Genomic DNA, 14,767 nt, shown 5'->3' with positions numbered 1-14,767 from the left:
CACTTACTTAGCAAAACATTGCTTAATTTTGCAAAAAATTTATCGTTTTGTCAAAAATAGGAGATATTGATGTAGGAGACTTCCCGTTGCTTTTAGCACCTATGGAAGATGTGAGTGATCCACCCTTTCGCGCATTGTGTAAAGAGCAGGGCGCAGATGTGGTTTTTACTGAATTTATTTCGAGTGAAGGTTTGATTCGGGATGCCGCTAAAAGCGTGATGAAACTTGATATTTACGAGAAAGAACGACCCGTAGGCATTCAGATTTTTGGAGCTAATCTCGAATCGATGCTGCAAAGTGTAGAGATCGTTGAAGCTTCAAAACCAGATATAATTGACATCAATTTTGGTTGTCCCGTTAAAAAAGTGGTGTCTAAGGGTGCCGGTGCCGGGATTTTAAAAGACATAGATCTAATGGTCTCGCTAACCGAAGCTATGGTTAAGCATACAAACCTTCCTATTACTGTTAAAACGCGCCTGGGCTGGGATCACGACTCTATTAAAATAGTAGAGGTAGCAGAGCGCTTACAGGATGTGGGCTGTAAGGCTATTTCTATACACGGTAGAACCCGTGCGCAGATGTACAAAGGTGAAGCCGATTGGAAACCTATTGCTGCAGTAAAAAATAACCCACGTATGCATATTCCGGTTTTTGGAAACGGTGATGTTGATACCCCACAAAAGGCTGCTCTTATGCGAGATGAATTTGGACTTGATGGGGCGATGATAGGCCGTGCTAGTATTGGATATCCCTGGTTTTTTAAAGAAGTAAAACATTTTTTTAAAACCGGAGAACATTTACCTCCTCCTACTATGCAAGAACGTATAGATGCAGCTCGTAGACATTTACAAATGGCAATAGATTGGAAAGGTGAAAAGCTAGGTGTTTTTGAAACGCGACGTCACTACACAAACTATTTCAAAAATATAGCAGACTTCAAAGAATACCGAATGAAAATGGTAACCAGTGATGATTCTGCAGATGTATTTGCTGCTTTTGATGAGGTTGAAGAGCGCTTTTCTGATTACGTTTTCACGCATTAGAAAATACTATTAAGATACTCGTTACTCAGCAATTAGTTTTGGTCTAATGGTAGATGCAGCTAAATATGAAGCAAGTATTCCCAGTATGGATATAGTGGCAAACACGGCAAAGAAATTAGCAAAAGTAAATTCCATAGGATAAGCCAGTGTTGCGGTGATCATTTTAAGTTTAAACTGAAGTTGAGCACCTACAATTAAGGCTCCCAGAATAATACCAGCAAGACCTCCAAAAATGGTCATCATAGCCCCTTGTAAAAAGAAAATATACCTAATTTCTTTTAGCGTAGAACCCAGGCTATGTAAGGTTTTAATATTTTCTTTCTTATCGATAATGATCATTATAATGCTACCTACCAGATTAAAAAGGGCGATGATGAGCACTAAAGTGAAAATGAGATAAACCGCCAGATTTTCGGCATTGAGCATCTTGTATAATTTGTCATTGAGCTGAAAGCGGGTTTTTACTTCAACGTTTCTGCCCAGAATAGCTTCTACATTTTTCTTAACGGCTAGCGGGTCTGCCAGTGGGTCTAACTTAATCTCTAGAGCACTCAATGTGGTGCTGTCATATCGTAACAAATTGCGTACAAACTCAAGATTAGTAAAAATATACTTTTGATCTAGCTCTTCATTAACTTGAAAAATATCTGAAACTACTAACTGAGCACTATTAAAGGCTTGGGTAGGGTCTGAAATTTGGCCGTCACCGGGTCTGGGAACCATTACCCTTAGCAAATCTGTATAATTATTAACTCCCAGAGAAAGTAAACGAGAAATACCAAAGCCAATTGCAGCAACGGGTTCGTCTTCTGTAATCCAATTGCCATAAAGTAGCGTGCTGTCTATAGTATTAACACGCATATAGTTTGCATCAACCCCTTTAAGATATGCAATATGGTTTTTGCCTCTAAATTCTAGAAATGCACGTTCTTCGATAATTTTAGTGAAGTCTGCAACACCGGCTACAGCCGTCAAATCTGTTGCATTTTTATCTGTAAATTGAATTGTTTTTCCGCTTGCGGGAATCACTTTCAAATCAGGATCAAAAATTGAAGAGAAAGATAAACTAAAATCTTTAAGACCAGAAAAACCGGACAATACGATAAACAGTGCAGCTGAACCTGCTACAATACTAATCGCAGAAATTAGCGTAATAATATTTATAGCATTGTTGCTGCTCTTTGTAAACAGGTAACGTTTTGCGATAAATACAGGAAATTTCAACGTAATTTTAAACTTATGATTTTTTGCGTCGTGGCAATAAATCTGGATTTTCAATAGGATCTTCGGTACCTTTTAAAGATTTATCAATCCCGTCAATATATTCTAAAGAGTCATCAATAAAAAACTGTAATTCGGGCATACGGCGTAATTGATGACGCGTACGCTGTGCAATTTCGTGTTTTATAAATGGTTTAACCGCTTTAACCTCGCGTAACATTTCTGCTGCTTTGTCGTGAGGAAAAACACTCATATATACTTTAGCTTGCGATAAATCTGTAGTAACACCTACTTTACTTACAGATACTATAATACCTGTAACACCTGCTTGTGCAAGTGCTTTTTGTATAACATCTACAAGATCGCGTTGTAAAACGCCACCTACTTTTTTCTGCCTGTTCGTTTCCATACTGCAAAAATACGTTTTTTAGGTACGAAGTAATTACAAATAATGAGGAGGTGCTTTAGATTGAATTTCTTAATGTGGTACTCTGTTAAGGTTACACTTCAAATAATGCTATTTTTATATTCTTACTAATACAGAAGTACTATGAATAAAATAGAACATATAGGAATAGCCGTAAAAAACCTTGAGACAGCTAATATACTTTATGAGAAATTACTGGGTAAAGCACCATACAAGACTGAAGAAGTAGCTTCAGAGGGAGTAAACACCTCTTTTTTTGAAATGGGAGAAAGTAAAATAGAATTGTTAGAAGCTACAAATGCAGATAGTCCTATTGCAAAATTTATAGCTAAACGAGGAGAGGGTGTACATCATATAGCTTATGCTGTAGATAATATTAAAGCTGAAATGAATCGTTTAAAAAAAGAAGGTTTTGAATTATTAAATGAAAGTCCAAAGCAGGGTGCTGATAATAAATGGGTTGCATTTTTACATCCTAAGACTACGGGTGGTGTTTTAATAGAATTATGTCAGGATAAAGTTATTGAGTTGAAGTAGTTCAATTAAATGTTTGCAGTAATTAAAAATTAATGTTATTTTTGCGCCCGCTTTGATGCTTTAAATAGTATTAATGCCGGTCCTATAGCTCAGTTGGTTAGAGCACCTGACTCATAATCAGGTGGTCCCTGGTTCGAGCCCAGGTGGGACCACAACGAAAGCCACTATAAACATTAAGTTTATAGTGGCTTTTTTATTTACTATTTTTTTAATATTCTGAATTAATTCCCTATTAAAATTGAATGTTTTCTGCTCATTGCAATTTTTTATCGTGAATTAATAGACATATAACGAGATTAAAGCGAGTTTATGACTAATTTTCTTCCAAATAATTTTAGCTTTAAAATTTAGAATATTCAGTTTTATATTCAAGAAAAAATATTTTTACTAGTAATTACTTAGATTCATAAATTATAATTGGATTTTAAATTGGCTATATTCATAGCATTACATAAATATTTATGTACTTTGTCGATATTAATTGTTTTTAAACGGTAACTATCTTATATTTACTTCATAACAAAACCTTAAAGCTTTTTTTTAGTCCCCCAACTTAGAATTAGCGTCTTCAACCCCCCTTTAATATGAAGGCTATATATTTTGATTTTTATGTAAATCTAAAGACTAATTTCTGGTGCTTTAGACAAGTCGATTTATCATTATTTCATAATGATTTTCGATTTATGAATTCCACTTTTTTCACAAATGCCTTTATCGTAAATATTCTGTTTAATCAATTAAATAGATTATCAACTAATATTCGAAGTATCACTTAGATTCAATGATATAAGGATGTGTGATTTTATTTGATTGATTAAAACAACCGTAAAAAAGTTAGGAAAGAAAAAGATTACATTTTTTAAAATATATAAATCTGAAAGGTAAAAAATTACGTTTATTAACCATTAGATGTTGATTTTTAAAATTGATAATAATAAATTAATACACAACATATTAATTTTAAGTAATTTACGACTAAATACAAGAATTGTCTTTAAAGTAAGAGAGATTATTTAGTTTTGCAAAAATTTTGTTTGTTAGAATAGGATAAGTGGATTATGAATAAAAAGTCAATCACATATTTATTAAGCCTCACTTTTTGGGGTTATGGCGTGGTTGCTTTAGCAAATGATGCAAAAAACCCACCACCTCCTATGAATAGGGCTCTCAATCCTGGGGTCCCAGGTTTACGGCTTCCTATAGACGATTATATTCCTTTCTTTATAGTGTTTGCTCTTATTGTGGGAGTCGTATTTATATACAATAAAGAGCGGTCTAAGATTTTAACTCCATAAGACGTTTTACATATTTTCCTATTACGTCAAATTCTAAATTAACTACAGTTCCTTTTTTAAAAGATTTGAAAGTCGTGTGCTCGTAGGTATATGGTATTATAGCCACACTAAACGTGTTTAATTTAGAATTTACTACTGTTAAGCTGACTCCATTTACAGTAATAGATCCTTTTTCTATAGTAACATTATTAAGAGTAGGGTTATAATCAAAGGTGAATATCCAGCTACCATCTTTTATAGATACTTCTCTACAGATAGCCGTTTGATCTACGTGGCCCTGAACAATATGACCATCTAGACGTGATCCTAATATCATGGCGCGCTCAAGATTTACAGTATCTCCTTCTTTTAAGTTGCCCAGATTTGTTTTAGATAGTGTTTCCTCAATTGCGGTTACGGTATAACTTATATCATCTAATTGAACTACAGTTAAACAAACCCCATTATGAGCGACACTTTGATCTATTTTTAATTCTGGAGAAAGAGAACTGCTAACTGTGATGTGAAGATTGTCTCCCTCTCTTTCTAAATGTTTAATAATGCCTAAATCTTCGATAATACCTGTAAACATGATTGCGTTTTAATTGAGTACTTTTACATTTCAATTTACAAAAGAAAGCCAAAGGGGTTTAGCATGAAAGAACAAAGTGTAAAATTAGGAATCAGTATAGGAGACCTAAACGGTATCGGGGGGGAAATCATTTTAAAAACGTTTGAAGATGTAAGAATGCTTGAGTTTTGTACTCCCGTTATATTTGCTTCGGCTAAGACAATTACATTCCTTTTAAAACACTTTAAACTCGATATAAATTTTCAGGGAGTAAAATCTGTGGATGCGATTATCGAAGGAAAAATTAATGTAGTTAATGTGTGGCAAGATAACCCACAAATCACATTTGGTGAAGAAAACTCTACAGGAGGAAGCTATGCTATAAAATCTTTAAAAGCCGCCGTTGATGCTCTAAAAAGTAATAGTATTGATGCTTTAGTAACAGCGCCTATACATAAGGCAAATATACAGTCTGATGATTTTAGTTTCCCAGGGCATACAGATTACCTTAATCAAGAACTTGAAGGCAATAGCCTTATGTTTATGATTACTGAAAAACTTAAAGTAGGATTATTAACAGACCATGTAGCCGTACGTAATGTATCAGATAAAATAGATGCGCAATTGATTACACAAAAGTTTAAAACAATACAGCATTCTTTAATTCAGGATTTTGGAATTAGTAAACCTAAGATTGCATTTTTAGGGATTAATCCACATGTGGGAGATAATGGGGTTATAGGTAAAGAAGATGATGATGTATTAATACCTACGCTTAAGCAATTGAGAGAAAAAGGAGATTTAACATACGGTCCTTATGCTGCAGATAGTTTTTTTGGTAGTGAAAACTATAAAAACTTCGACGCTATTATCGCTGCATATCATGATCAGGGCTTAATTCCTTTTAAAACGCTCTCATTTGGTAAAGGAGTAAATTATACAGCTGGTTTAAATAAAGTGCGTACTTCTCCAGATCATGGCACTGCTTTTGAAATTGCAGGAAAAGGTTTGGCAAACAATAATTCCTTTAAAGAGGCAGTCTACACAGCGTTAGCGATTTATAACAGACGTGCAGAATATGCTGAATTAACCGCAAATGTTTTACAAAAACAACCGCGTAAAAAACAATATTCGGGTAGATCACGTAGTAATTAAACCTTTTTAAAAAATTTATCCACACTTAATTAACAGCTAAATAAAAATTTATATCTTTGCACCCGCCTTTTGCGGAAAGATTAGATTAGGAAAGAGAAGGTAATGAAGCATTTGAAAACGTATACAATTCCATTTGTTGGTTTAAAACAAGGAGAACACGATTTTGAATATTCGATTGACGATAAGTTCTTTGAGCATTTTGAATATGATGATTTTAATTCTATTGATATAGATTTAAAAGTCCGCCTGAATAAAATGTCTACGTTGATGGAGTTTTATTTTGATGCACAGGGTAGTATTAATGTCAATTGTGATATTACAAATGAACCCTACGATCAACCTATTGATGCCGCTTATAAATTAGTGGTTAAATTTGGTCAGGATTATAATGATGAGGTTGAGGATATTTTAATTCTTCCTTATGGTGAATATGAGGTAAATATTGCACACTATATATATGAGCTTATAGTTTTAGCGATGCCCGCAAAACGCATTCATCCAGGAGTTGAAGATGGTACTTTAAAGTCAGACATATTAGATAAACTCGAAGAGTTAAGTATAAAGAGTAATCAAGAGCAGGAAGATAACATTCCTGAACAAAAAGAAATTGATCCCCGTTGGGATAAATTAAAAGATTTTTTAACAGATAATAAATAATAAACGGTAATGGCACATCCTAAGAGAAAAATCTCCAAAACAAGAAGAGATAAGAGAAGAACACATTACAAAGCTGCAATGCCAAAAATAGGTGTAGACGCTACTACTGGCGAAGCACACCTTTATCACCGTGCACACTGGCACGAAGGTAAACTCTACTACAGAGGGCAGGTTGTAATTGATGCTACTTCTAGCGAAGAAGCAGCTTAATTAAAGCATATACTTATAGTAAAACTCCCATTAATTGGGAGTTTTTTTTATTTTTTAAGATGGGCAAAAAAAGTTAATTTTCGAGCCAGTTTGTTCGAATTTTAGTACTTTTCCTTCCACTTTTAAGCGAAATAGACAATTTTTCGCAGAAACCAGATTTATATGAGTAAAATCACTGCTGCCATAACAGCTGTTGGTGCCTATGTGCCAGAATATGTGCTTACCAATGAAATTTTGGAAACAATGGTTGAGACCAACGATGAGTGGATCACTTCCAGAACAGGAATTAAAGAGCGTAGAATTTTAAAAGATCCTGATAAAGGAACTTCGTATTTAGCTATTCAGGCAGCTCAAAATTTAATTTCTAAAAGCGATATCGATCCATCGGAAATCGATATGGTAATTGTAGCTACAGCCACACCAGATTTGCCTGTTGCTTCTACTGCAGCTTATGTCGCTACACAGATAGGAGCTACAAATGCATTTTCTTACGATCTTCAAGCGGCTTGTTCTAGCTTTCTATATGGTATGTCAACGGCCTCTGCTTATATAGCTTCAGAAAAGTATAAAAAGGTATTATTGATAGGAGCAGATAAAATGTCTTCAATCATAGATTATACAGATCGTACTACGTGTATTATTTTTGGTGATGGAGCGGGTGCGGCACTTTTTGAACCTAATGAAGAAGGATTAGGTTTACAGGATGAGTATTTGCGTTCAGATGGTATAGGCCGTAATTTTTTAAAGATTGAAGCTGGCGGATCTCTTTTACCGCCATCTGCAGAAACGGTAGCTAATAACCAACATTACGTTTATCAAGATGGTAAAACCGTTTTTAAGTTTGCAGTATCTAATATGGCAGATGTAAGTGAACTTATTATGAAACGTAACAATCTAGTAAATGGCGATGTAAGTTGGCTTGTAGCACACCAGGCTAATAAACGTATAATAGATGCCACAGCAAGACGTATGCAGCTTGACGACAGCAAAGTACTTATGAATATTCAACGTTATGGCAATACAACATCTGCAACATTACCCTTATTACTTAGTGATTTTGAAACTAAGTTCAAAAAAGGAGATAATTTAATATTTGCCGCTTTTGGAGGCGGATTTACTTGGGGGTCAATTTATCTTAAATGGGCCTACAACTCTTAATATAAACTAACTAACGTTATCAATTATGGATTTAAAAGAAATTCAGAATCTTATCAAGTTTGTGGCTAAATCAGGTGCAAGCGAAGTAAAGCTTGAGATGGATGATTTTAAAATCACCATTAAAACTGGTGAAGAGGGTAAAGGGGAGACTACTATACTTCAGCAAGTTCCTATGATGGGCAATACTATGCAACAGCCTGCTATGCAGCAACAACCTGTTGCTCAACAAGTGCCTGTACAGGAAGCAGAGAAGCCTAAGGCAGATGTAAGTGATAATTACATAACTGTAAAATCTCCTATCATTGGTACATTTTACCGCAAGCCTGCTCCAGACAAGCCTACATTTGTTGAGGTAGGCGCAGACATTAAAGTTGGTGATGTTTTATGCGTTATTGAAGCGATGAAATTATTCAACGAGATTGAAAGCGAAGTGAGTGGTAAAATCGTTAAAGTACTAGTTGACGATTCTTCTCCAGTAGAATTTGATCAACCACTATTCTTGGTTGACCCTTCTTAATTTAAACAAGAAATTAAGGTCAAATACTTCGTTTAAAGTTTTCTAAACTTTAAACTTTAATGCAAAACAGATATGTTTAAAAAAATATTAATAGCAAACAGAGGAGAGATAGCCTTAAGGGTAATCAGAACCTGTAAAGAGATGGGCATTAAAACTGTAGCTGTTTATTCTACAGCCGATGCCGAAAGTTTACATGTGCGCTTTGCTGATGAGGCAGTTTGTATAGGTCCCGCACCTAGTAGCGAATCATATTTGAAAATTTCTAATATTATGGCTGCTGCAGAAATAACAAATGCAGATGCTATTCACCCAGGCTACGGGTTTTTATCTGAAAATGCACGTTTTTCAAAAATATGCGAAGAACATGATATTAAATTTATAGGTGCTTCTCCAGATATGATTGCAAAAATGGGAGACAAAGCAACTGCAAAAGCTACGATGAAGGCTGCAGGTGTGCCTTGTGTACCGGGAAGTGATGGTATTATTAAAGATTTTGAAGATTGTGAGCGCATAGCACTAGAAACCGGTTATCCGGTAATGCTTAAAGCCACAGCAGGCGGTGGTGGTAAAGGTATGCGAGCAGTCTGGAAAAAAGAAGAATTGCGTAAAGCATGGGATTCTGCACGCCAGGAAGCTTCAGCATCTTTTGGCAATGATGGTATGTATATGGAAAAGCTTATCGAAGAGCCGCGCCATATAGAAATTCAAGTTGTAGGAGATAGTAATGGTAAAGCTTGTCATTTATCTGAGCGTGATTGCTCGGTACAACGTCGTCACCAGAAACTTACTGAAGAAACTCCGTCTCCATTTATGACAGATGAGCTTCGTGAAAAAATGGGTAATGCCGCTGTACGTGCTGCAGAATACATTAAATACGAAGGAGCTGGTACAGTAGAATTTTTGGTAGATAAACACCGTAATTTCTACTTCATGGAAATGAATACGCGTATTCAGGTAGAGCACCCTATAACAGAGCAAGTTGTTGATTACGATTTAATACGAGAGCAAATTCTTGTAGCTGCAGGTGTAGCAATTTCTGGTAAAAATTATTACCCGCAATTACACTCAATAGAATGTCGTATAAATGCAGAAGATCCTTATAACAACTTTAGACCTTCACCGGGTAAAATAACAAATCTTCACGCACCGGGAGGTCACGGTGTACGCATAGATACACATGTTTACAGCGGGTATTCGATCGTGCCTAATTACGATTCTATGATCGCAAAATTGATAACTACTGCTCAAACTAGAGAAGAAGCTATTAATAAAATGAAACGCGCATTAGATGAGTTTGTGATTGAAGGTATTAAAACAACGATTCCTTTTCACCGTCAATTAATGGATGACCCTCGTTATCTAGAAGGCAATTACACCACAGCATTTATGAATGACTTTGTCATGAATGCACCAGAAGAAGAATAAAACTTCTTAGTTATACAATGAAAACCCTGAGCATTACAATATGTTCGGGGTTTTTCTTTTGTGGGCGTTTCCCTGCGCAAAAACTCCGGGCCCGGGCTTTCACGGCTCGCTTTCTGCCTAAAAAGGCAGAAGAGCTTAAACAAACCCTTCAATCCCTAACGCTTTAGTTCTATATTTAGAATCAATTTACTAAAAGCAAAACAACAATGACTACAAGGGAGTTGTCTTATTGGGAATATAAATCCTGGCTAGCTAATATAGATTTCACCATAGTAGGGAGTGGCATCACCGGTTTAAGTTGCGCTTTACAACTACGAAAGCTCTACCCTAAATCTAAAATTTTAATTTTGGAACGCGGTAGCCTTCCGCAGGGAGCGAGTACGAAGAATGCAGGTTTTGCGTGTTTTGGGAGTCTTTCTGAGCTTATTTCAGATTTAAACACACATACCCAAGACGAACTATTAAACCTCGTGCAAATGCGGGTAAAAGGCCTCGCTCTTTTAAGGCAATCATTAGGTGATGCTGCAATAGGTTATAAAAATAATGGAGGGTATGAACTTTTTTTTGAAGAACAGGATAAGCTTTATGCGAACTGTTTAGAAAAACTAAAGACTATAAACAACTTTCTAAAGCCTGTATTTAAAGAATCTATTTTTAGTGAGATTTCTAATTCATTTAATTTTCAAAAGATTAAACCCAGAGTTATTTTTAATAAAGCCGAAGGTCAACTTGATACCGGTAAAATGATATACAGCCTTCTTAAAAAGGTTAGAGATCAAGATATTAATATACTCAATAATTGGACGGTAGATAAATACAATGATACAGAATCAGCAGTGGTTATCAATGCAAATAGTATTTGTTTTAACTCAAATAAACTTCTAATTGCGACAAATGGTTTTGCATCACAGTTAGGCATTGATCAGGTTATTCCGGCACGTAATCAGGTTTTGGTAACCAAACCGATTAAAGACTTAAAAATTAAGGGGACTTTTCATTTAGATGAAGGCTATGTCTACTTTAGAAATATTGATGATAGAATTCTTTTGGGAGGCGGCCGAAATCTTAACCTTAAAGGGGAACAAACAGATCTTTTGGTCACAACAAATCAAATACAAAACTATCTTGAACGATTACTCTCAGAAACTATTTTACCGAATACACCTTTTGAAATCGAACACCGTTGGAGTGGGATATTAGGTGTAGGCGATCAGAAAAAACCGATTGTAAAGCAACTTTCAAATAATGTGTTTTGTGGCGTTAGAATGGGAGGGATGGGTATTGCTATAGGTAGCCTTGTTGGTAAGGAGCTTGCTGAATTATTGGCTTAGTTTTAAAAAGACCTCTTGCGTTGTTTTAAGCAGCTTAGAAGAATTAAAATAAATTTTATGACCTTCATATAATCCTTCAATGAGATAGTAACTTCCTTTAAAATAGCTCTTTAAAACAGTTACTTTTAAAGGTGTTTTTGATTCAGAAACACTAAGTTGATGCGGCATTATCAAGGTCTTTTTCCCATTAATAATCAACTCGCTTGTATCTCCAAAAAAAGAAGCCACATAGACATTTTTCGGATTTGCGAATATTTCTTCCGGTGTCGCAAATTGTATAAAAGAACCATTACGCATCATTTTGATTTCATCTGAAAAGGACAAAGCTTCCTCGCTGTCGTGTGTGGCTGTAATACAGGTTATATTTTCTTTTTTTAAATAGGTATAGAGATTTCGCCTTAAAGCATTCCTTCTAAAGTTATCTATATGACTAAAAGGTTCGTCTAGTAGTAAAAGTTCTGGTTCTTTAGCGATGGCACGAGCGAGTGCTACACGCTGTTTTTGACCGCCGCTTAAAAGTTTTACGTGAACGTCTGCAAACTCGGTCATATCAACTACTTCAAGGAGTTCGTCTATACGCTCCTGGCGTTTTTTCATAAATCTTCTTGAAAGATGTTTTCCTATATTCTCTGCGACTGAAATAAAAGGCATCAGGTCAAAATCCTGAGCCAGATATTTTATAAACGGTTCTCCGGGAACCAGATTAAAATCAGGCCCCATAAGCTCTTGCTCTCCCCAGAAAATATGCCCATCTTCTACGTGAAGTAAACCATAAATGATTTTAAGCAAGGTACTCTTACCACACCCGCTTTCTCCAAGAATAGATATATGTGTTCCTTTTTTAACCGAAAAATCAAGATCTTTTAGAACATTCTCTTCGGTATAGGCGAAGTTTTTTATTGTTACGTTAAGCATACATTAATATAGTAAGACCCTACACGTTTTCAAAACGAGTAGGGTCTTATTTAAATTTTAAAGATTTTCTACTTTATCTACGTTTTTCTATAATTAACCCTTTATTTTTTCCTGAGCTTTTGAAGGAACCTTATCAAAACCCATATTATAAAGTGTAAATGCAAATATGTCTGCCGTTTGTTCTATTTGCTTGCTCACTGGTGTACCTGCACCGTGACCGGCATCGGTTTCAATACGTATTAACACCGGTGCATCACCAGCTTGTTTTTCTTGTAGTTCTGCAGCAAATTTAAAACTGTGAGCAGGCACTACACGATCATCGTGATCTCCTGTTGTTACTAACGTGGCAGGATATTTAGCACCGGCTTTTACGTTATGTACCGGTGAATAACCTTTAATATATTCAAACATTTCTTTACTGTCTTCAGATGTGCCATAATCGTAAGACCAGCCGGCACCGGCGGTAAATGTATGGTAGCGTAACATATCCATAACGCCAACTGCGGGTAGCGCCACCTTCATTAAATCTGGACGCTGCGTCATTGTCGCCCCTACGAGCAAACCGCCATTAGAACCACCGCGAATGGCTAAATAATCACTTGAAGTATAGTTTTCTGCAGTCAAATATTCCGCGGCAGCGATAAAATCGTCAAACACATTTTGTTTCTGCATTTTAGTTCCTGCATCGTGCCATTCTTTCCCATACTCGCCACCTCCACGAAGGTTAGGTACAGCGTAAACACCACCCATTTCCATCCAGATTGCATTGGTGATGCTGAATGATGGCGTAAGCGAAATATTAAATCCGCCATAGGCATAAAGTATTGTTGGATTCTTACCGTTGAGTTCTATTCCTTTTTTATAAGTAATAATCATTGGTACCTTAGTACCATCTTTTGAAGTATAAAAAACCTGCTTACTCTCGAAATTTTCAGGATTGAAATCAATAGCAGGCTTGCGGAATAATTCTGATTTACCGGAAGCGATGTCGTATTTGTAAATGCTTCCCGGAGTGGTGTAATTAGTAAAGCTGTAATACAATTCGGTTTCTTCTTTTTTAGCACCAAAACCTCCTGCGCTACCAATACCCGGTAATTCTACTTCGCGTACTAATTTGCCATCATAGTCATACTGCTTAATTTGTGAAACGGCATCTACCATATATTCGGTAAAGAAATAGCCACCAGCAGTAGAAGGCGAAAGTACATTTTTGGTCTCTGGAATAAGATCAACCCAGTTTTCAGGAGTGGGGTTTGAGGCGTCAACCGTAACAATTTTCTTGTTAGGCGCATCTTTATCGGTTACTAAAAAAAGTTTAGATCCTACATTTTCAATAATCGAGGTATTGGTGTGTTCATTATCTAAAATTGTGATAAAAGAACTTCCCGCTTTAGAAAGATCTTTGATAAATAACTTATTTCCTGAAGTCGCATTACTCGCACTTACAATTAGATACTTGTTATCTTCTGTAGTTCCTGCACCAATATAACGGTGCTTTTGAGCAGCAGTACCGCCAAAGATTAATTCATCAGACTTTTGAGCCGAATTCAACTTATGGTAGTATACTTTATGTTGATCTGTTTTTGCTGAAAGTTCGCTTCCTTGAGGCTTGTCGTAACTCGAGTAATAAAATCCGTCATTCTCTTTCCAGGAAATCCCACTGAATTTTACATCAACCAAAGTGTCTTCAGTGATTTCTTTAGTTTCTGCATTCATAACAAGCACTTTACGCCAGTCACTACCACCTTCAGAAATGCTGTATGCAGCCAGAGAACCATCTTTAGAAAAGCTTAACCCTCCTAAGGAAACAGTCCCATCTTCAGAAAAACTATTAGGGTCTAAGAAAACTGTTGCCGTAGCAGGGTCTTCGGTAGTTTTATAACGGTAAATGACATACTGGTTTTGAAGTCCGTCATTTTTATAGAAATAAGTGTAATCACCTTCTTTGAAAGGAGCGCCTATTTTCTCATAATTCCAGATTTTCTCTAGTTTTTTCTTTATTTCTTCCTTAAAAGGAATTTTGTCTAAATATCCAAAAGTCGTTTTGTTTTCTGCTTTTACCCAAGCTTCGGTTTCTGCACTGCGGTCATCTTCTAACCAGCGATAGGGGTCGGGAACTTCGGTACCAAAATAGGTATCAACAGTATCAACTTTTTTAGTTTCGGGGTAAGTCATTTTAGAGGAATTTTCTCGTATGGTTTGCGCTTGAAGAATCGTTCCGAAGGAAGCGAAACAAAACATCAGAGTCAAATTTTTCATAGCATTTTAATTGAGTTCTCTCAAATATACCTATAAAAAAACCTCCTAAACAGTGTGCTTAGAAGGT

The 14,767-nt window shown here is 35.9% G+C and carries 15 protein-coding genes and 1 tRNA gene; 11 read left to right on the top strand and 5 right to left on the bottom strand.

Going from position 1 to position 14,767, the window contains the following annotated elements; genetic code table 11:
• Window positions 1–47 precede the first annotated feature (47 nt).
• Window positions 48–1,043, top strand: coding sequence for a tRNA dihydrouridine synthase DusB (gene dusB / locus ACIGAM_RS02935; protein ID WP_396509959.1), 996 nt, complete (start codon window positions 48–50; stop codon window positions 1,041–1,043).
• 21 nt (window positions 1,044–1,064) lie between these two features.
• On the opposite strand, the gene ACIGAM_RS02930 is transcribed toward dusB, so the two are convergent.
• The gene (locus ACIGAM_RS02930; RefSeq protein WP_396509958.1) at window positions 1,065–2,267 is read right to left on the bottom strand and encodes an ABC transporter permease; all 1,203 of its coding nucleotides are present in this window, start codon (window positions 2,265–2,267) and stop codon (window positions 1,065–1,067) included.
• Between the two features lie 13 nt (window positions 2,268–2,280).
• Entirely contained in the window at window positions 2,281–2,673 is a 393-nt protein-coding gene (gene rbfA / locus ACIGAM_RS02925; RefSeq protein WP_028377067.1) for a 30S ribosome-binding factor RbfA, read from the bottom strand.
• A 141-nt stretch (window positions 2,674–2,814) separates the two neighbouring features.
• Between rbfA and mce the strand changes: the two genes are divergently transcribed.
• The 3 genes from mce (at window position 2,815) to ACIGAM_RS02910 (ending at window position 4,523) form a co-directional block, all read left to right on the top strand.
• Complete coding sequence (mce, locus tag ACIGAM_RS02920; protein ID WP_396509957.1) at window positions 2,815–3,228, top strand: methylmalonyl-CoA epimerase; 414 nt, start codon at window positions 2,815–2,817, stop codon at window positions 3,226–3,228.
• Between the two features lie 78 nt (window positions 3,229–3,306).
• Window positions 3,307–3,380 (top strand) — tRNA-Ile (locus tag ACIGAM_RS02915).
• 906 nt (window positions 3,381–4,286) lie between these two features.
• Window positions 4,287–4,523 carry a hypothetical protein gene (locus ACIGAM_RS02910; protein ID WP_396509956.1) on the top strand — a complete coding sequence of 79 codons (237 nt, stop codon included), beginning with the start codon at window positions 4,287–4,289 and terminating at the stop codon, window positions 4,521–4,523.
• Here ACIGAM_RS02910 and ACIGAM_RS02905 read toward each other — a convergent pair.
• The gene (locus ACIGAM_RS02905; RefSeq protein WP_396509955.1) at window positions 4,504–5,094 is read right to left on the bottom strand and encodes a riboflavin synthase; all 591 of its coding nucleotides are present in this window, start codon (window positions 5,092–5,094) and stop codon (window positions 4,504–4,506) included. The genes ACIGAM_RS02910 and ACIGAM_RS02905 overlap by 20 nt on opposite strands.
• Window positions 5,095–5,157: 63 nt before the next feature.
• Here ACIGAM_RS02905 and pdxA point away from each other — a divergent pair, with 63 nt between their 5' ends.
• The 7 genes from pdxA to ACIGAM_RS02870 all read left to right on the top strand — a co-directional run bounded on the left by pdxA (window position 5,158) and on the right by ACIGAM_RS02870 (window position 11,526).
• A complete protein-coding gene (pdxA, locus tag ACIGAM_RS02900) occupies window positions 5,158–6,228 on the top strand; it encodes a 4-hydroxythreonine-4-phosphate dehydrogenase PdxA (RefSeq protein ID WP_396509954.1) in 1,071 nt (356 codons plus the stop codon).
• A 102-nt stretch (window positions 6,229–6,330) separates the two neighbouring features.
• Window positions 6,331–6,885 (top strand): YceD family protein, encoded by a 555-nt coding sequence (locus ACIGAM_RS02895; RefSeq protein ID WP_396509953.1) that lies wholly within the window; start codon window positions 6,331–6,333, stop codon window positions 6,883–6,885.
• A gap of 9 nt (window positions 6,886–6,894) precedes the next feature.
• Window positions 6,895–7,095 (top strand): 50S ribosomal protein L32, encoded by a 201-nt coding sequence (gene rpmF / locus ACIGAM_RS02890; RefSeq protein WP_028377051.1) that lies wholly within the window; start codon window positions 6,895–6,897, stop codon window positions 7,093–7,095.
• A 162-nt stretch (window positions 7,096–7,257) separates the two neighbouring features.
• Window positions 7,258–8,253: a beta-ketoacyl-ACP synthase III gene (locus tag ACIGAM_RS02885; protein ID WP_396509952.1), complete on the top strand. Its 996-nt coding sequence runs from the start codon at window positions 7,258–7,260 to the stop codon at window positions 8,251–8,253.
• Window positions 8,254–8,278: 25 nt separating this feature from the next.
• Entirely contained in the window at window positions 8,279–8,770 is a 492-nt protein-coding gene (accB, locus tag ACIGAM_RS02880; RefSeq protein WP_396509951.1) for an acetyl-CoA carboxylase biotin carboxyl carrier protein, read from the top strand.
• A gap of 72 nt (window positions 8,771–8,842) precedes the next feature.
• Window positions 8,843–10,195, top strand: coding sequence for an acetyl-CoA carboxylase biotin carboxylase subunit (gene accC, locus ACIGAM_RS02875; protein WP_396509950.1), 1,353 nt, complete (start codon window positions 8,843–8,845; stop codon window positions 10,193–10,195).
• A 206-nt stretch (window positions 10,196–10,401) separates the two neighbouring features.
• Window positions 10,402–11,526 (top strand): NAD(P)/FAD-dependent oxidoreductase, encoded by a 1,125-nt coding sequence (locus tag ACIGAM_RS02870; protein WP_396509949.1) that lies wholly within the window; start codon window positions 10,402–10,404, stop codon window positions 11,524–11,526.
• On the opposite strand, the gene ACIGAM_RS02865 is transcribed toward ACIGAM_RS02870, so the two are convergent.
• Together ACIGAM_RS02865 and ACIGAM_RS02860 are read right to left on the bottom strand one after the other, a co-directional pair.
• A complete protein-coding gene (locus ACIGAM_RS02865) occupies window positions 11,515–12,441 on the bottom strand; it encodes an ABC transporter ATP-binding protein (protein WP_396509948.1) in 927 nt (308 codons plus the stop codon). The two genes, ACIGAM_RS02870 and ACIGAM_RS02865, sit on opposite strands and share 12 nt — an antisense overlap.
• Before the next feature lie 93 nt (window positions 12,442–12,534).
• Window positions 12,535–14,700 carry a prolyl oligopeptidase family protein gene (locus ACIGAM_RS02860; RefSeq protein ID WP_396509947.1) on the bottom strand — a complete coding sequence of 722 codons (2,166 nt, stop codon included), beginning with the start codon at window positions 14,698–14,700 and terminating at the stop codon, window positions 12,535–12,537.
• Window positions 14,701–14,767: the final 67 nt, after the last annotated feature.

The organism is Leeuwenhoekiella sp. NPDC079379 (genome assembly GCF_044542075.1).
In the GTDB taxonomy this organism is placed as follows: domain Bacteria; phylum Bacteroidota; class Bacteroidia; order Flavobacteriales; family Flavobacteriaceae; genus Leeuwenhoekiella.
The sequence above is the reverse complement of the archived record's forward strand: the minus strand, read 5'-3'. Positions and strand labels throughout refer to the sequence as shown.